At 72.5% G+C, this 17,024-nt stretch carries 17 protein-coding genes; 11 read left to right on the top strand and 6 right to left on the bottom strand.

Features of this window, described 5'->3' with window-relative positions; translation table 11 throughout:
- The first annotated feature begins 146 nt into the window (after nt 1-146).
- Complete coding sequence (locus ACWGKU_RS24710; protein WP_359904503.1) at nt 147-734, top strand: CGNR zinc finger domain-containing protein; 588 nt, start codon at nt 147-149, stop codon at nt 732-734.
- On the opposite strand, the gene sodX is transcribed toward ACWGKU_RS24710, so the two are convergent.
- Nucleotides 731-1,093 carry a nickel-type superoxide dismutase maturation protease gene (gene sodX, locus ACWGKU_RS24705; protein WP_380355836.1) on the bottom strand — a complete coding sequence of 121 codons (363 nt, stop codon included), beginning with the start codon at nt 1,091-1,093 and terminating at the stop codon, nt 731-733. The two genes, ACWGKU_RS24710 and sodX, sit on opposite strands and share 4 nt — an antisense overlap.
- A gap of 273 nt (nt 1,094-1,366) precedes the next feature.
- Between sodX and sodN the strand changes: the two genes are divergently transcribed.
- From sodN to ACWGKU_RS24665, 8 genes are all read left to right on the top strand, one after another.
- Nucleotides 1,367-1,762, top strand: a complete 396-nt coding sequence (sodN, locus tag ACWGKU_RS24700) for a superoxide dismutase, Ni (RefSeq protein ID WP_045699892.1) — start codon at nt 1,367-1,369, stop codon at nt 1,760-1,762.
- 346 nt (nt 1,763-2,108) lie between these two features.
- Nucleotides 2,109-3,173 (top strand): FecCD family ABC transporter permease, encoded by a 1,065-nt coding sequence (locus ACWGKU_RS24695; RefSeq protein WP_452180764.1) that lies wholly within the window; start codon nt 2,109-2,111, stop codon nt 3,171-3,173.
- An 86-nt stretch (nt 3,174-3,259) separates the two neighbouring features.
- Nucleotides 3,260-4,009, top strand: coding sequence for an ABC transporter ATP-binding protein (locus ACWGKU_RS24690; protein WP_401047471.1), 750 nt, complete (start codon nt 3,260-3,262; stop codon nt 4,007-4,009).
- Between the two features lie 28 nt (nt 4,010-4,037).
- Complete coding sequence (locus tag ACWGKU_RS24685; RefSeq protein ID WP_401047463.1) at nt 4,038-5,030, top strand: ABC transporter substrate-binding protein; 993 nt, start codon at nt 4,038-4,040, stop codon at nt 5,028-5,030.
- An 87-nt stretch (nt 5,031-5,117) separates the two neighbouring features.
- Complete coding sequence (locus tag ACWGKU_RS24680; RefSeq protein ID WP_380548204.1) at nt 5,118-5,501, top strand: nuclear transport factor 2 family protein; 384 nt, start codon at nt 5,118-5,120, stop codon at nt 5,499-5,501.
- Between the two features lie 10 nt (nt 5,502-5,511).
- Nucleotides 5,512-5,988, top strand: a complete 477-nt coding sequence (locus ACWGKU_RS24675) for a GNAT family N-acetyltransferase (protein WP_380548207.1) — start codon at nt 5,512-5,514, stop codon at nt 5,986-5,988.
- 188 nt (nt 5,989-6,176) lie between these two features.
- The gene (locus ACWGKU_RS24670) at nt 6,177-6,587 is read left to right on the top strand and encodes an ATP-binding protein (RefSeq protein ID WP_359904520.1); all 411 of its coding nucleotides are present in this window, start codon (nt 6,177-6,179) and stop codon (nt 6,585-6,587) included.
- Nucleotides 6,588-6,773: 186 nt separating this feature from the next.
- On the top strand, nt 6,774-7,781 hold the full coding sequence (locus ACWGKU_RS24665; RefSeq protein ID WP_452180763.1) for a SigB/SigF/SigG family RNA polymerase sigma factor: 1,008 nt from the start codon (nt 6,774-6,776) through the stop codon (nt 7,779-7,781).
- A 72-nt stretch (nt 7,782-7,853) separates the two neighbouring features.
- On the opposite strand, the gene ACWGKU_RS24660 is transcribed toward ACWGKU_RS24665, so the two are convergent.
- Nucleotides 7,854-8,282: a hypothetical protein gene (locus tag ACWGKU_RS24660; RefSeq protein WP_401047456.1), complete on the bottom strand. Its 429-nt coding sequence runs from the start codon at nt 8,280-8,282 to the stop codon at nt 7,854-7,856.
- Between the two features lie 50 nt (nt 8,283-8,332).
- Between ACWGKU_RS24660 and ACWGKU_RS24655 the strand changes: the two genes are divergently transcribed.
- On the top strand, nt 8,333-9,304 hold the full coding sequence (locus ACWGKU_RS24655) for a diacylglycerol/lipid kinase family protein (protein ID WP_401047454.1): 972 nt from the start codon (nt 8,333-8,335) through the stop codon (nt 9,302-9,304).
- A gap of 369 nt (nt 9,305-9,673) precedes the next feature.
- Nucleotides 9,674-9,925, top strand: coding sequence for a WhiB family transcriptional regulator (locus ACWGKU_RS24650; RefSeq protein WP_014138019.1), 252 nt, complete (start codon nt 9,674-9,676; stop codon nt 9,923-9,925).
- Nucleotides 9,926-10,395: 470 nt separating this feature from the next.
- Here the strand turns inward: ACWGKU_RS24650 and ACWGKU_RS24645 are convergent, their stop codons facing one another.
- The 4 genes from ACWGKU_RS24645 to ACWGKU_RS24630 form a co-directional block, all read right to left on the bottom strand.
- Complete coding sequence (locus ACWGKU_RS24645) at nt 10,396-11,916, bottom strand: sensor histidine kinase (RefSeq protein WP_359904532.1); 1,521 nt, start codon at nt 11,914-11,916, stop codon at nt 10,396-10,398.
- Between the two features lie 489 nt (nt 11,917-12,405).
- Nucleotides 12,406-13,491 carry an SIS domain-containing protein gene (locus ACWGKU_RS24640; protein WP_452180968.1) on the bottom strand — a complete coding sequence of 362 codons (1,086 nt, stop codon included), beginning with the start codon at nt 13,489-13,491 and terminating at the stop codon, nt 12,406-12,408.
- A 239-nt stretch (nt 13,492-13,730) separates the two neighbouring features.
- The gene (locus ACWGKU_RS24635) at nt 13,731-15,011 is read right to left on the bottom strand and encodes an extracellular solute-binding protein (RefSeq protein WP_401051607.1); all 1,281 of its coding nucleotides are present in this window, start codon (nt 15,009-15,011) and stop codon (nt 13,731-13,733) included.
- Between the two features lie 456 nt (nt 15,012-15,467).
- The gene (locus tag ACWGKU_RS24630; protein WP_387695201.1) at nt 15,468-17,021 is read right to left on the bottom strand and encodes a glycoside hydrolase family 3 protein; all 1,554 of its coding nucleotides are present in this window, start codon (nt 17,019-17,021) and stop codon (nt 15,468-15,470) included.
- Nucleotides 17,022-17,024: the final 3 nt, after the last annotated feature.

Genomic DNA, 17,024 nt, shown 5'->3' with positions numbered 1-17,024 from the left:
TGGGCCTTGTGGTCGGGTTGGGCGGGCCCCGGCCTCTCGCGCGCGGCGCGCCCCCGTCGCCCTCCCGCCGGGGAAAAGAGGCCGGAGCTCCGCCCAGGTAATAGGCTGGAGGCAGTCAGCCCGTTACCGAACCTGGAAGGACCCCTGTGGAGCTCGCCGCCTACGCCGATCTCGCCGTTCGGCTGGTGAACACCGAGGAGCCCGAGCGCGGCACCGACACGCTGACCTCCGTGGAGGCCGTGCGCGGCCTGTTCTCCGACTCCGCGCGGGCCGCCGCGCTCGCCGACGAGTCCGACCTGCCCCGGCTGCGGGCGGTGCGGACCCGGCTGCGCGGGGTCTTCGAGGCCGCCGCGGAGGGGGACGAGATCCGCGGCGTCGACCTGCTGAACAGCCTGCTGATGGAGTACCCGGTCAGCCCGCTGGTCTCCGGGCACGACTACCTGGACGACGCCGGACGGCCGCGCTGGCACCTGCACCTGGCCGACAACTCCCCCACCGCCACCGCGCACTTCACCGCGGTCGCCTGCATGGGCCTGGCCGTCCACCTGACCGAGCTGGGCGCCGACCGGCTCGGCATCTGCCAGGCCGCGCCCTGCCGCAACGCCTACCTGGACACCTCGACCAACCGCTCCCGCCGCTACTGCTCGGACCGCTGCGCGACCCGCGCCAACGTGGCCGCCTACCGGGCCCGCAAGCGCCAGGAGGCGGAGGCGGCGGCCCGGGGCGGATCCTAGACGTCCTCCACCCAGGCGCCGAGCCGGCGGGCGAGGCCCGGCACCCGGGCCAGCCGCGGGGTGAGCAGCAGCCGCTCCAGCCGGCGCCCCGGCGCCAGCCAGACCGGGCTCGGGCGCAGCCGCAGCAGCACCCGGCCGAGCACCAGCTCGTCCGGCACGGCGCCGTAGCTGCGGCTGTCGCTGTCCACCGGGCGGTTGTCGGAGAGCAGCCACCAGCCCGTGGCCCGGCGCTCGGCGGCCCGCTTCACCACCAGCAGGTCCTGCTGGAAGGGGTGCCGGAAGACCACCACCGCGCCCGGCCGGATCGGCGCGCCGTAGCGGACCAGCAGCTGGTCGCCCTCGCGCAGGGTCGGGACCATCGACGGCCCCGCCACGTCGACCAGTCCGAACGGCAGCGCGCCGCCCCGGTCCGGCCCCCCGGCCCCGGCGCCCTGCGGTCGCGTGCTCCGCGCCACGACTCCTCCTCCTGCTCCGCCCGCCCCCAGTCTGCCGTACGGACCGTCACCGGTCCGATGTCCGGAATACCCCGGTTCCTGGTCCGTCTTTTGCCCTAGGCCCGCCGCCCGATCGCGAAACGGCGAGGCCGGAAGGGTAATCTCGGGCGCGGGAAGACGATCTAAGGAAGGACTCCCATGTTCTCTCGTCTGTTTGCACCTCGCGCCACCGCCCACGCCCACTGCGACCTGCCCTGCGGCGTGTACGACCCGGCGCAGGCCAAGCTGGAGGCCGAGTCGGTCAAGGCCACCCAGGAGAAGTACCAGGCCAACGAGGACCCGCACTTCCGCGCCCGCGCCATCATCATCAAGGAGCAGCGCGCCGAGGCCGTCAAGCACCACATCTCGGTGCTGTGGAGCGACTACTTCAAGGCCCCGCACTTCGAGAAGTACCCGCAGCTGCACCAGCTGATCAACGACACCCTGAAGGCCGCCTCGGCCGCCAAGGCGTCCACCGACCCGGCCACCGGCCAGGCCCTGCTGGACCTGATCGCCGAGGTCGACAAGATCTTCTGGGAGACCAAGCAGGCCTGAGCCTGACGCGTCGCCACCCGACCGCCCCCGTCCGCACCGCCGGACGGGGGCGGTCGCGCGTTCCCGGCCCGCCCAGGGCCGGTAAGGGTTGCCTGCCCTGAGTGGCTGTTATGCTGCCAGGGCGTCCGAGGGGGAAGTCCGGTGTGAATCCGGCGCTGACCCGCAACGGTGAGCACGGCCCGTACCAACCCGTACGGCCCGCGCCAGCCCGATCGCCCCCGGCCGCTGAACTCCCGACAACTCGCCGCGGACTGCGAGGGGAACGGCGCCGCGGCACGCCTTCGGCCGGCGCCCGCCCCGGCGCACCCGCGGCCCGAGGCAAGGCGCACCCGTGGACCGTGCAGTCGTGGACCGTGCAGTCGGCCCGCCCACCCGTCGAATACCCGTCGTCCGGCTCGCCGCCGGCCTCGTCGCCGCCCTGCTGCTGTCGCTGCTCTGCGGGGTCGCCCTCGGCTCCTCCGGACTCGGCCTGCCCCGGGTGCTGCGGCTGCTGGGCGCCGGGCTGACGGGCGGACGGCTGGACGCGGGCGAGGCGGCCGCGTACGCGATCGTCTGGGAGATCCGGCTGCCGCGCACCGTGCTGGCCGCCGTCGTCGGCGCCGGCCTCGCCGCCTGCGGGGTCGCCGTCCAGGCCCTGGTGCGCAACGCGCTGGCCGACCCCTTCGTGCTCGGCATCTCCTCCGGCGCGGCCGTCGGCGCCAACGCCGTCCTGCTCTTCGGCGCCTTCGCCTCGCTCGGGGTGTGGGCGATCTCCGCCTCCGCCTTCGGCTCCGCGCTGGCCGCCATGACGCTCGTCTACCTCGCCGCCCGCACCGCGTACGGACTCACCCCGCTGCGCCTGGTGCTCACCGGCACCGCGCTGTCCTACGGCTTCTCCGCCGCCACCACCCTGATGGTCTTCGCCGCCGACCGCGGCGAGGCCGCCCGGGACGCCATGATGTGGCTGCTCGGCAGCCTCGGCGGCGCCACCTGGGGCAAGGTGCCGATCGCCGCCGTCACGGTGGTGGCCGGCCTCGCGTACCTGGCCTGCGCCGCCGGGCGGCTGGACGCGCTCGCCATGGGCGACGAGACCTCCGCCTCGCTCGGCGTGGACCCGGACCGGCTGCGCCGCGAGCTGTTCGTGGTGACCGCCGCCGTCACCGGCACCGTGGTCGCGGTCAGCGGGGCGATCGGCTTCGTCGGGCTGCTGGTGCCGCACCTGGCGCGGATGCTGGTCGGCGCCGGGCACCGCCGGGTGCTGGTGATCGCGCCGCTCGCCGGGGCACTGCTGCTGGTCTGGGTGGACATCGCCTCGCGCACCCTGCTGGCACCCGCCGAACTGCCCGTCGGGGTGTTCACCGCGGTGCTCGGCGTGCCCGCCTTCCTGCTGATGATGCGCCGCCGCGGCCAGGCCCTCGGAGGAACCCGGTGACCGACGTGACCACGGCGACCGGCCCGGCCGACCCGGCCGCGCCCACCCCGGCGCGGGCCCAGGACCTCGCCGTCGACGCCGTCTCGGTGGAGCTGGCCGGCACCCGGCTGGTCCACGAGGTGACCCTGGCGGCCGCCGCCGGGCAGGTGGTCGGACTGGTCGGCCCGAACGGCAGCGGCAAGTCGACCCTGCTGCGCTGCGTCTACCGGGTGCTGAAGCCGGCCGGCGGCGTGGTCCGGCTGGCCGGCGACGACCTGCACGCCCTGAGCGCCCGCGACACGGCCCGCCGGGTGGCCGCGCTGACCCAGGAGCACTCCGCCGAGTTCGACTTCACCGTCGCCGAGGTGGTCGCCATGGGCCGGCTGCCGCACCGCCGCGGCTTCGGCGCCCCGGCCGACGGGGACGCGGAGCGCTGCGCCGGGGCGCTGCGCAAGGTCCGGGCCGGGCACCTCGCCGAGCGCGGCTTCCTGAGCCTGTCCGGGGGCGAGAAGCAGCGGGTGCTGTTCGCCCGCGCGCTGGTCCAGGAGCCGCGCCTGCTGGTGCTGGACGAACCCACCAACCACCTCGACATCGCCCACCAGCTGGAGGTGCTGGCGCTCGCCCGCGAGGCCGGCCCGACGGTGCTCACCGCGCTGCACGACCTCAACCTGGCGGCCGGCCACTGCGACCTGGTCTACGTGCTGCGGGCCGGGCGGATCGTCGCCTCCGGCCCGCCCCACGAGGTGCTCCGCCCCGCCCTGCTGGCCGAGGTGTTCGGCGTCCGCGCCACCCCGGTGCGGCACCCGGAGACCGGCGCCCTCCAGCTGCTGTTCGACCGGCTCGCCCCCTCCTCCTGACCCGTCCCGCCTGCCCAGAGGAACCACCTTGCGCACCAAGGCCGTTGCCACCGCCGCCCTGCTCGTCCTCGGGCTCACCGCCTGCGGCGCCGAGATCGCCCCGAAGGAGGCCGCCACCGCCTCCGCCCACTACCCGGTGACGGTGGACAACTGCGGGCAGAAGCTCACCTTCGCGCGGAAGCCCGCCCGGGTGGTGACCAACGACGTCAACATCACCGAGCTGATGCTCTCCCTCGGCCTCGCCGACCGGATGGCCGGCTACGTGATGCCCGACGACAAGGGCCGGATCGACAAGGTGGCCTGGAAAGACGGCTACCAGCAGACCACCTGGCTCTCCAAGAAGGTGCTCACCAAGGAGATCGCCCTGGACGCCCGGGCCGACCTGGTCCTCGCCGGCTGGCACTACGGCTTCGACGAGGGCGCCGGCGTCACCCCGCAGGCCTTCAAGGCGCTCGGCGTCGACTCGTACGTGCTCAGCGAGTCCTGCCGCAGCGGCAAGGGCACCGAGCGCGGCGTGATGGACCCGCTGGAGGCCCTCTACACCGACCTGGCCAACCTCGGCGAGATCTTCGACGTCGAGGACCGCTCCGACCGGCTGATCGCGGACTTCAAGGCGCAGATCGCCGCCGTCCCGCAGCCCGAGCGCCGCCCGTCCGTCTTCCTGTACGACAGCGGGCAGGACAAGCCGTACACCGCCGGGAAGTTCGCCGCCGCCAACGAGATCATCGCCAAGGCCGGCGGGAGCAACATCATGGGCGACCTCGCCGACACCTGGGTCACGGCCGGCTGGGAGGGCGTGGTGCAGCGCGACCCGGAGGTGATCGTGATCAACGACTACGCGACGCCCGGGGCCGAGGAGAAGCGGAAGTTCCTGAAGTCCTTCCCGCCGCTGGCCAACGTCTCCGCGGTCAGGAACGACCGGATCTTCGTCATGGACTACGTCGACCTGGTGGAGAGCCCGCGCAACCCGGCCGCGGTCGGCGCGCTGGCCGAGTACCTGCGTACCGTGCCGGCCCGCTGACGGCCCCCGGTCCGCTCCTCCGGGGCGGTGGCCGCGGGCGTACGCTCAAGGTACGAGCCGACGGAACCCGACCGGAGGAGCGAGATCATGACCACGATGGCGGCCCCCGGCGCCTTCGACACCCGCGCCCTGCGCGAGGGCATCGAGCGCTGCGACGCCGAGACCCTCCTGGCGCTCTACGCGCAGGACGCCGAACTGCGCATGGTCGATCGCAAGACCCAGCCCAGCCACCCCCTGGTGATGCACGGCCGGGAGGAGATCGGCGCCATGCTGGACGACGTCTACGGCCGCGAGATGACCCACAAGCTGGAACAGGTGGTGGTCCAGGGCGACCACGCCGCCTTCCTGGAGTCCTGCCGGTACCCCGACGGCGTCCGGGTGCTGATGTCCTCGATGGCCGTGCTGCGGGACGGCCGGATCGTCGACCAGACCTCCGTCCAGGCCTGGGACGAGACGGGTCCCGAGCAGTAGGCTCACAGGCATGATCCGCACCGCCGTCGCCACCGACGTTCCCGTCATCCACGCCATGATCCGCGAACTCGCGGACTACGAGCAGGCCCTGCACGAGGCGAAGGCCACCGAGGAGCAGCTGCACGACGCCCTGTTCGGCGAGAACCCGGCCCTGTTCGGGCTGATCGCCGAGGACGACGCCACCGGCGAGCCGGTCGGCTTCGCGGTGTGGTTCCGCAACTTCTCGACCTGGCGCGGCACCCACGGGATCTACCTGGAGGACCTGTACGTCCGTCCGCAGGCGCGCGGCGGCGGCCACGGCAAGGCGCTGCTGCTGGAGCTCGCCCGGATCGCCGTCGAGCGCGGCTACTCCCGGGTCGAGTGGTCGGTCCTGGACTGGAACCAGCCCTCGATCGACTTCTACAAGGCGATCGGCGCGGTGCCGATGGACGAGTGGACGGTCTACCGGCTCACCGGCGAGGCCCTGGCCGAAGCCGGGCGGCGCTGAACGGCCGTCCGGAGACCGGCGAAAGGGTCTGCCACCCTGCGTCGCAATGCCTTACCATGAGTAACTCCCGAACCGGGGTGCGGAAGGCAGAGCGATGGTGGATGCGTGACGCCGGGCCCCCTTCGGGGGTAGCAAGCGGTAACAAGCGGGGTACCAAGAAAGCACAGCGCGCCACCCAGGAGGCAAGGGTGTCCCAGATCGACGGCGATCTCGGTGTTCAGGACTTCGTGGAGGTCCGGCTGCCCGCAGCGGGGGCCTACCTCTCCGTCCTGCGAACAGCGACGGCCGGGTTGGCGGCCCGGCTGGACTTCACGCTCGACGAGATCGAGGATCTGCGGATCGCGGTCGACGAGGCCTGCGCCATCCTGCTCCAGCAGGCGGTGCCCGGGTCCGTACTGTCCTGCGAGTTCCGGCTGGTCGGCGACTCGTTGAAGGTCACCGTCTCGGCCCCGACCACCGACGGCAAGGCCCCCGAGCGGGACACCTTCGCCTGGACGGTGCTCTCCGCCCTGGCCGGCGAGGTCGACTCCTCGGTCGGCGCGGACAAGACCGTGTCGATCAGCCTGAACAAGAAGCGCGGCGGGTCCCCCGCCCACTAGCCGGGCGCCGGACCGAACCGCACGACCGAGCAGCACCGAGCACCACCCGCGCAAGGGCCGTCCGCCGCTCCCCCGACCGGGGTTCCGACGGACGGCTCCCGGTACCGCCACCCACGCGGTACGACCAACGAGACGATTCCGGGGCCACCGGCCCCGGTGCTCCCGGAACGGAACGGGGGAATGGCCGTGAGTGATCTGGACCGAACCGGCCTCGCGACGGCGGGACCCGCCGTACCGACCCAGGCGAGCGTTCCCGGCCTCGCCGCCAACGACGAAGCGCACCCGAAGGACGCCCAGCGGATGAGCCACCCCACCGAGCCGACGTCCGAGCCGACGCCTGCCTCCGTGCCCCCGCCGGACCCGGCGGGCGAGACGGACCCGGCGGTCGAGGCCGAGCCGCACAGCGCCGTGCCCGCCCAGGGCTCGCACCGCACCGGCGCCCCGGACCGGGAGGCCGCCCGCGCGCTGTTCGTCCGGCTGTCCGTACTGCCCGAGGGCTCCCCGGAGCGGGTCGAGTTGCGCAACCAGCTGGTGCGGATGCACATCCCGCTGGTCGAGCACCTGGCCCGGCGCTTCCGCAACCGGGGCGAGCCGCTGGACGACCTGACCCAGGTCGCCACCATCGGCCTGATCAAGTCCGTGGACCGCTTCGACCACGAGCGCGGGGTCGAGTTCTCCACCTACGCGACGCCGACCATCGTCGGGGAGATCAAGCGGCACTTCCGCGACAAGGGCTGGGCGGTGCGGGTCCCGCGCCGCCTCCAGGAGCTGCGGCTGTCGCTCACCACGGCGACCAGCGAGCTCTCCCAGCGGCACGGCCGCTCCCCCACGGTGCACGAGCTGGCCGAGCACCTGGGGATCTCGGAGGAGGATGTCCTGGAGGGCCTGGAGTCCGCCAACGCGTACTCCACGCTCTCGCTGGACGTGCCGGACAGCGACGACGAGTCGCCGGCCGTCGCGGACACCCTGGGCGCGACCGACGAGGCGCTGGAGGGCGTCGAGTACCGCGAGTCGCTCAAGCCGCTGCTGGCCCAACTGCCGCCCCGGGAGCAGAAGATCCTGGTGCTGCGGTTCTTCCGGAACATGACCCAGTCGCAGATCGCCGCCGAGGTGGGGATCTCCCAGATGCACGTGTCCCGGCTGCTCGCCCGGACCTTGGCCCAGCTGCGGGAGAAGCTCCTGGTGGAGGAGTAGGACTGACGGCCGCTCAGCTCCGGCTCGGCGGCCGTCCGATCCCCTGCCCTGCGACCCCGGCCCTGTACGCCCCTAGTCCTCGGACGGGGCGTACAGGGCCGCCGTCGACTTCGGGTTCAGCAGGCAGCCGATGCCCACCAGGCCGAGCACGCCGATCAGCACGCCGAACGCGATCGCCGTGCCGCCGCTCTCGAACATGTAGTAGGCGACCGGCAGGCAGATCGAGTTGGTCAGCACCGCCGGGCTGCGGCCCCAGCGGCGCTCCTTGAGCAGTGCGAGGGCGGCCAGCACCGGCAGCACGCCGAGCAGCACGATGACCGCTCCGCCGAACTCGTTGAGGGCCAGCTGCTTGGCCTGGCCGGACACTGCGGCCACCATGTCCAGGACGCCGACGACGGCCAGCGCGATGCCCTCCAGGGCCGTGATGGCGGCGCCCAGGGTCAGGGAGGCCGGTCGGCCGGCGCCGGCCGTGGGTGCGGGTGCGGAGGTTTCTGCGGTCACTCCAGCAGGGTAGCCGCCGGTCGGTCCGTACCGACCCGTAGGCTTTCCCCATGCGCGCTCTCCTGGTCGTGAACCACAAGGCCACCACCACCAGTGGCCGGACCAGGGACGTCCTGATCCACGCCCTGCGCAGCGATCTCAAGCTGGAGGTCGCCGAGACCCAGTACCGGGGCCACGCGCGCGACCTGGCCCGCGGGGCGGCGGAGGACGGCACGGTCGACCTGGTGGTGGCGCTGGGCGGGGACGGCACCGTCAACGAGGTGGTGAACGGGCTGCTGGCGCACGGCCCGGGCGAGAAGGTCCCGCGACTGGCCGTGGTGCCGGGCGGTTCGACCAATGTGTTCGCCCGCGCGCTGGGCCTGCCCAACGACCCGGTCGAGGCGACCGGCGCCCTGCTGGACGCGCTGGAGCACGGCCGGGAGCGGCCGATCGGGCTGGGCAAGGCGATGACCGACGGTCTGCCGGACCGCTGGTTCACCTTCACCGCCGGCCTCGGCTTCGACGCCGGCGTGGTCGGCCGGGTCGAGGAGCAGCGCCGGGCCGGGCGCAAGTCCACCCACGCCCTGTACGTCGGCCAGGCCCTGCGGCACTACTTCACCCAGCGTGAGCAGCGCCGCTCCGGCCCGATCTCCCTGGAAATGCCGGGCCGCGAGCGGGTTCCGGGCCTGGTGCTGTCGATAGTCAGCAACACCTCGCCCTGGACCTTCCTCGGCAACCGGCCGGTCTACCCCTCACCGCTCGCCTCCTTCGACACGGATCTGGACGTCTTCGGCATCACCCGGATGACGACGTTCGGCACGGCTCGAACGGTCCGTCAGATCCTGCGGTCGTACGCGCCTTCGGGTGACGGCGCCCCTCCGATGGGCCCTTCCGGGAAGCACGTCGTCTCCTATCACGACGTCAGACACTTCACCTTGGTTTCGGAGGAACCGGCGCCGTTCCAGGTCGACGGGGACCATCTTGGAGACAGGAGTCGCGTCAGTTTCACAGGCGTACGGCGGGCACTGCGTGTGATTGTGTGACTGGAAGGGGGGTTCCTCCTTCTTCTCGAACGCACAAGCCCCCTTCACTCCATAGAAGTACTGGCTGTGAGCTAGGCGACACCGAAGAATCCAAAATTCCTCCCCGAAGGGGGTTGTATCCGAGCCCGAGGTTTGCGAACCTCTACATGGCGATCGGGACACATCGCAGCGACGGCAACTCCGGAACCACAGGAGCGCCGACCGCGGGGTGTCCCTCGAATCGCCGAATCCCCCCCAGCACAGACCACCCGGGCCCGACGGGCCTTTGGTCTCTTTTGCTGTTGCGGGATTCGTGAAAGCGTTCACATTCACAAGCCATTCGATTGTGCCGATCGGGCCACCCCCCGCGGCAGGAGGAGTTGGACGACCATGGACTGGCGCCACCGCGCTGTCTGCCGCGAAGAGGACCCGGAGCTGTTCTTCCCGATCGGGAACACCGGTCCTGCTCTGCTGCAGATCGAGGAAGCCAAGGCCGTGTGCCGCCGCTGTCCGGTGATGGAGCAGTGCCTCCAGTGGGCGCTTGAGACCGGCCAGGACGCCGGCGTCTGGGGCGGCATGAGCGAGGACGAGCGTCGCGCGATGAAGCGCCGCGCCGCCCGCAACCGGGCCCGCACCGCCTGATCGCCCAGCGATCACACGCCGTAGCACCAGCAGTGACCGCAGTACCGATCGACACATGATCAAAGGCTTCCCTGCACCTCCTGGTGAAGCCTTCCGCACAAAGGACCTTGCCCTGCCGGGTCCCGCGACACCGGACCCGCCCAGACACTTGATACTGTTCACTGAGAGCAATATCGTGGAGCTGTGGCGCTCACCGTGTGCAACGCACCGGCGAGGTGTCGCACCACCCAGAGCCCCCGCTCCGGCCGACTCCCCCCGACGGCCGGAACGGGTTGAGAGGCCCTGTCGACCCACCCCCCCCGGTCGACAGGGCCTCGTTTCTGTTTCCGCACCCCGGTCGCGCGCCCCGACTCGGCGCCCCGGTTGCGCGTCCGGCCCCACGCTCTGGTTCCGCACTCCGGAGTGCGGAGCGCGGACCCGGCGCTTGATCCGAGCACGCGCCCCCGCCACACACCTTCGCGCACCGGGCCTCAGCGGACCGGGATCTCCAGGACCACCTTGGTCCCGCCGTCCGGGCCGGCCACCATGTCGAAGGTGCCGCCCAGCTCACCGGTGGCCAGCGTCCGGACGATCTGCAGCCCGAGGTTTCCCGCCGTCTTCGGGTCGAAGCCCTCCGGCATGCCGCGGCCGTCGTCCTGCACCGTGATCAGCAGGTACTCCTCCGGCCGGGCGCCGCCGTTCCAGCTCTCCGACCAGCCCGCGCCGGTCGCCGGCGCCCGCCCGCGCAGGGCACTGACCTCCAGGTTCCCGGAGGCGGTTGGCCCGAACGCGTGTTCAAGGGCGTTCTGGAGCAGCTCGGTCAGCACCATCGACAGCGGGGTGGCCACCTCGGCGGACAGGATGCCGAAGCTGCCGGTGCGCCGGGTCGCCACCCGGCCGTCCTGGGACAGCTCCATCACCATCGCCAGCACCCGGTCGGCGATCTCGTCGAAGGCCACCTGCTCGTCCAGCGCCTGGGAGAGCGTCTCGTGCACGATCGCGATCGAGCCGACCCGGCGCACCGCCTCGTCCAGTGCGGCCCGGCCGGACTCCGACTCCATCCGGCGGGACTGCAGCCGCAGCAGGGCCGCGACGGTCTGGAGGTTGTTCTTCACCCGGTGGTGGATCTCCCGGATGGTGGCGTCCTTGGTCATCAGCTCGCGGTCGCGGCGGCGCAGCTCGGTGACGTCCCGGCAGAGCACCAGCGAACCGGTCAGGGTGCCCTTGGGCTTGAGCGGGATCGCCCGCAGGGTCACCACTCCCCCCTGCGCCTCCACCTCGGTCTGCCGGGGCGCCCAGCCGCTCGCCAGCTTCACCAGCGCCTCGTGGACGGCCGAGCGGGACGGCGGGGCGAGGTCGGCGGTGGCCCGGCCGAGGTGGCTGCCGACCAGGTCGGTGGTGAGGCCGAGACGGTGGTAGGCGGAGAGGGCGTTGGGGCTGGCGTAGGTGACGATGCCGTCCGCGTCCAGCCGGATCAGGCCGTCGCCGACCCGGGGGGCGGCGTCCATGTCGGCCTGCTCGACGTTGGGGTAGGGGAAGGAGCCGGCCGCGATCATCTGGGCCAGGTCGGAGGCGCTCTGGAGGTAGGTGAGCTCCAGCCGGCTCGGGGTCCGCACGGTCAGCAGGTTGGTGTTGCGCGCGATCACGCCCAGCACCTTGCCCTCGCGCCGGACCGGGATCGACTCGACCCGGACCGGGACCTCCTCGCGCCACTCCGGGTCGCCCTCGCGCACGATCCGGCCCTCGTCGAAGGCGGCGTCCAGCAGCGGACGGCGGCCGCGCGGGACGAGGTGGCCGACCATGTCGTCCTGGTAGGAGGTGGGCCCGGTGTTGGGCCGCATCTGCGCCACCGAGACGTAGCGGATGCCGTCCCAGGTGGGGATCCACAGCACCAGGTCGGCGAAGGAGAGGTCGGAGAGCAGTTGCCACTCCGAGACCAGGTGGTGGAGCCATTCCACATCGGCCCCGGTGAGGGTGGTGTGGCGGCGGACGAGTTCGTTCAGCGAGGGCACATGGCGAGGGTAGCGCCGCCGGTCCGGGCGGGGCGCGGCGGACCGGTGGGCGGGCCCCGCGGGACCCTGCCGCACGCCCTTCCGTACCCCCTCCCCCACCGCCTTCCGTGCACCCTCCCCCACCGCCTCCCGTGCACCCTCCCGCGCACCCTCCGGAGTTGTTTAGACCAATTTTCCGAGAGGCCTGGACAACCGAGATTGGTCTAGTCCACAATGAAAGAGCACCAAGGAGAGGCCCCCGCGCAACTGCCCTGACCGCGCGCGGCCCCTCCTCGGTCGGACGCCGACGATCGAGGACCCCGCACAGTTCTCGACCGGATCCGGTGCCCGACGACAGCTCCGGGCTGCGGTGCCGCATGGGTTGAGGGTCCGGGGTCGGCGCGGTGTCGTTTGGTGTTTTCGGCCCCCCGCCCCCCGGTGCGGCCGCCACCCGTTTCGCCCCCGGTCCACAGCCTGTGGACCGGGGCCGAATCGCGTCCGCGGGGGGACCTACCTGGTCTCGGTGACCTTCGCCAGGGCGCGCGGGGCATCCGGGTCCTGGCCGCGGGCGATGGTGATCTCGTAGGCCAGCAGTTGCAGCGGCAGGATCTCCAGGATCGGCTGCACCTCCTCCGGCACGCCGGCCGGCAGCGCGAAGCCCGCCGAGGCGGCCTCCACCTGCGCCTGCTGGCCGACCACCATCAGGTCCGCGCCGCGCCCGCGCAGCCGGTCCAGCACCGGCTGGAGGGCCTCGCCGCCCTTGCCGTCCGGGACGATCGCGATGACCGGCGAGACGTTGTCCACCATGGCCAGCGGGCCGTGCAGCAGGTCGGCGCCGGAGAACGGGGTGGCCGGGATGTAGGTGGTCTCCATCAGCTTGAGCGCCGCCTCGCGGGCGGTCGGGTAGCCGTAGCCGCGCGAGGTGATGACCAGGCGCTGGGCGAAGCGGTAGCGCTCGGCCAGCGCCTTCACCTCCGCCTTGCGGGCCAGCACCCCGGCGGCCAGGCCCGGCAGCTCCTCGGCGGCCGAGCCTCCCCCGGTCCTCGGCCCGGGGTACCCCCATGCCTCCGCGAGGCCCTCGACCAGCAGGTAGAGCGCCAGCAGTTCGGCGGTGTAGGTCTTGGTGGCCGGCAGCGCCTTCTCCGGGCCGGCCAGCACGTCGATGTGGAACTCGGAGACCTCGGCCAGCGGCGAGGCGGCGTTGTTGGTCACCGCGAGCGTGATGGCGCCGGCCTCGCGGGCCGCCTTGGTGGAGGCCACCAGGTCGGGCGAGCCGCCGGACTGGCTGACGGTGACGACCAGGACGTCGGTGAGGTCCGGCTTGGCGCCGTACGCGGTGGTGGTGGACATCGAGGTCAGGCCGGCCGGCTTGCCGAGCAGGATCTCGATCAGGTACTTGGCGTACAGCGCGGCGTTGTCGGACGTGCCGCGCGCGGTGAGCAGGACGAAGCGCGGGTTGCGGGCGGCGATCTGCGCGGCGACCTCGCGGATCTTCGGGGCGCCCTCGTCGAGGATGCGCCGGAGGACGGCCGGCTGCTCGGCCATCTCCGCCGCCATGATCCGGCCGGGGACGGAAACAGTCTGCGGGTCGGACATCTGGGTCTGCCTCCGATGAGACGGTTCGACCCCGCTCGGGCGGCTGCCCGGCGGGGACCTCCACGGCGGCGAGTCCGCACACTCGCTGCGGTCCTTCGTGCGGCAATCCTACGGTCGCACCTGCCGCCGGGCACCTCCGTCCGCACGCCCGCGCGCACCCGGCGCGCCCCGGCGGCGCACGCCCGCGGCACGCGCCCGCACGGTCGGGAGGGGTGCGTGGCCGCGGGCGCGACGGAAGGTCAGGACGCCTTGTTGATCAGCTGGTCGATCGCGGCGTCGGCCTCCTTGGTGGCCTGGTCCACCGACTTCCCCTTGAGGATCGCGGTCAGCATGTCCGGGATGACCTTCTGCTTCTCGACCGCGGCCCAGCCGGGGGCCAGCGGGGTGAACCAGGCGTCCGGGACGGCGTTGGCCGCGGCGGCGGTGGTCGGCTTGTTCTTCAGCGGGTTCAGCTGGGTCAGGTTGTTCGGCAGGATGTCCTTGTCGGCCAGCGCCTGCTCGGACTTGGTGCTGGTGAACATCCGGATCCAGTCGGTGGCCAGCGCCACCTGCTGGGACTTGGCGGTGACGGCGAGGTCGGAGCCGCCGATGAAGGTCGGCAGCGGCTTGCCGTCGGGGCCGGGCATGGTGGCCACCTTGACGGCGTCCTTGAGGCTCGGGTCGCCGGTGACCGGGGCGGTGACGCTGGCCGCCTCGTAGCCGTTGCCGTAGAAGGACGCGGCGTGCCCGCGGGCCATCGACTCGAACTGGTTCTGCTCGTTCACCGTCAGGTCGCCCTTGTTGTACTTGCGCACCAGGTCGACGAAGTGGCTGACGCCCTGCTGGGACTTGGGGTCGTGCAGGGTGCCGTGCCAGTTGCCGGAGCTGTCGAACTTGGCGATGCTGCCGCCGTACGCGGCCACGTAGCTCATCGCGGCGTACCAGTACGGGCCGGGCAGGTAGAGCGGGGAGTAGGTCTTGTCGGCCTTGTTGCGGTCCGCGACCTTGTCCAGCGCGGCCAGCAGGTCCGCCTCGGTCTTCGGGAAGTCGGCGCTGCCGGTGGCCTGCTGGAAGGCGGCGGAGTTGTAGATGGCGACCCGGGAGCCGGCGTAGTAGGGCACGCACCAGAGCTTGTCCTGGTAGGTGCAGGTGTTGGCGAGCGCCTTGATCCAGCTGTCGGAGTTGTCGAAGGTGCTGCGGTCCACCGGGGCCAGCGCGCCGGAGAGCACGTACTTCATGGTCTCGGTGTTGCCCAGCTCGACCACGTCGGGGGCGCTGCCGTCGGCGATGGCCTTGTCGAGCTTGCCCACCTTGTCGGCCCAGCCCTGGTACACGAGCTTGAGGCTGACGTTCGGGTACCTCGCCGCGAACTCGTCGTTGACCCGCTGGACCAGGTCCGGCCAGTTCTTCTGGGCGTCGTCCATCAGCCAGACGGTGACGGTGCCGCCGGCGGCCTTCGGGTCCGCGGAGCCGCCCGCGCCGCTGTCGCCCGCCGGCTTCGCGGTCGAGGAACAGGCCGTCAGACCGACTGCCAGTGCCATGGTCCCGAGCGTCGAGATGAGCTGACGCTTCTTCACGCCGTCCTCCGAGGGTTGTAGAGCCGTCTTGCCCGCCGGCAGCGTGATTGGCGCCCGCGGCGGAGAGTCCGGACAGGGGGCGGCGAAGAGCTTCGGGGTGGGCCGATACCACATCCGGCGAGGTTGAATCTCGAACCGGATGACTGGACTCTGGCCTAGACCATAGGTGGTGTCAACGACCAAAAGCCCTCCTTGGGACGGCCGTTGCAGAGCTGTTGTACCGCGTGGCCGCCAGTTGTCGTTCCGTCACCCTAAGTGGGCCTTAAGGTGGATTTAAGGCCCACTTGAGGGAACACGGTCACTCGACGAACCCGCAGGTCAACGCCGGGGAAACGGAACGGGCCCGTCATGCGACATGCGCATGACGGGCCCGTGGGCCGACGCCCACCGGACACGGCCGGTGACGTCTCGTCGAACGGTTCAGCCGATCGCTCCCGGCTGCCCGGTGAGGACCTCCACGGCCGCCAGTCCGCAGACCCGGGCGGCGCCGTGGGTGGCGATGTGGAGCGCCCCGACCGGCTCGGACTGGGGCAGGCCCATCTCGACCACGGCGGCGTCCGGCCGGGCCGCCACCAGACGGCCCAGCGCCGCGGCCATCCACCCGTGCCGGTGCGCGTCGCGGACCACCAGCACCAGGCGGCGGCCCTCGGCGGCGGCCAGCAGCTCGTCGACCAGCGCGTCCAGCAGCTCCGGCGCGGCGTCGGCCGCCGACACCTCGCGGGTGCGGGTGCCGGGGAACCGGTCGGCCAGCATGCCCGCCACACCCCACGGGGTGACGTCGCCGACGGCGATGTTCGGCTCGTCCGAGAACGAGGCCACGTACGGGCGCTCGCTCACCGGCGGCACGGTCAGGCCCGGCGCCCGGACCACCCTGAGCGCCCGGCGCGCGGCCCGCAGACCGACCGCCAGGTCCGGCTCGACCCGCTCGCCCTGGGCCGCGATCCGGCCCCAGCTGCCCAGCGCCCGCACCCGCGCGGCCGCGTCCGCCAGCCGCTCCTCGGCGAGCCGGCCGGAGCGCACGCCCGCCACGATGGCGTCGCGCAGCATCAGCACGGTCTCCTCGTCGGCGAGCCCGCCGCCGACGCAGATCGCGTCCGCGCCGGCCGCCAGGGCCAGTACGGTGCCCTCGCCCATCCCGAAGGTGTCGGCGATGGCGCCCATCTCGATCGCGTCGCTGACGATCAGGCCCTGGTAGCCGAGGCCGCCGTCGGCCGGGGCCGCGCGCAGCAGGTCGCGCAGCACGGCCGGGCTCAGGGTGGCGGGCAGCTTCGGGTCCAGCGCCGGGATCATGATGTGGGCGGTCATCACGGCCTTGGTGCCGGCCGCGATCGCCGCCTGGAACGGGATCAGGTCACGGGCCCGCAGCACGTCCAGGTCGACGTCGATGACGGGCAGCCCGTGGTGCGAGTCCACCGCGGTGTCGCCGTGGCCGGGGAAGTGCTTGGAGCAGGCGGCCACGCCGGCCGACTGCAGGCCCTCCACCCAGGCGGCGGTGTGCCGGGCGCACAGCTCGGGGTCGGCGCCGAAGGAGCGGACCCCGATGACCGGGTTGCGCGGGTTGGAGTTGACGTCCGCGGTGGGCGCCCAGTTGTAGTTGACGCCGGCCGCGGCCAGCGCCCGGCCCAGCTCGCGGGCGACGTCCCGGGTCAGCGCCGGGTCGTCGATCGCGCCGAGCGCGAGGTTGCCGGGCCAGGACGAGCCGGAGCCCGCCTCCAGCCGGGTGACATCGCCGCTCTCCTCGTCGATCGCGATCAGCAGGTCGGGGTTCTCGGCGCGCAGCGCACCGGTGAGCGCGGACAGCTGGTCGAGGTCGACCACGTTGCGGTCGAACAGCGCGACCGAGCCGAGGCCCGCGGCGAGGTGGCGGCGCAGCCACTCCGGCGGCTCGGTGCCGACGAAGCCGGGCTGGAGGACGGTCAGGGCGTCACGGTGCAGCTGGTCGCTGTCCGGCACGGTGGGAACGAGGATGCTCACGTT

Source organism: Kitasatospora sp. NPDC054768, from assembly GCF_053612025.1.
This window is presented reverse-complemented; position numbering and strand designations above follow the sequence as displayed.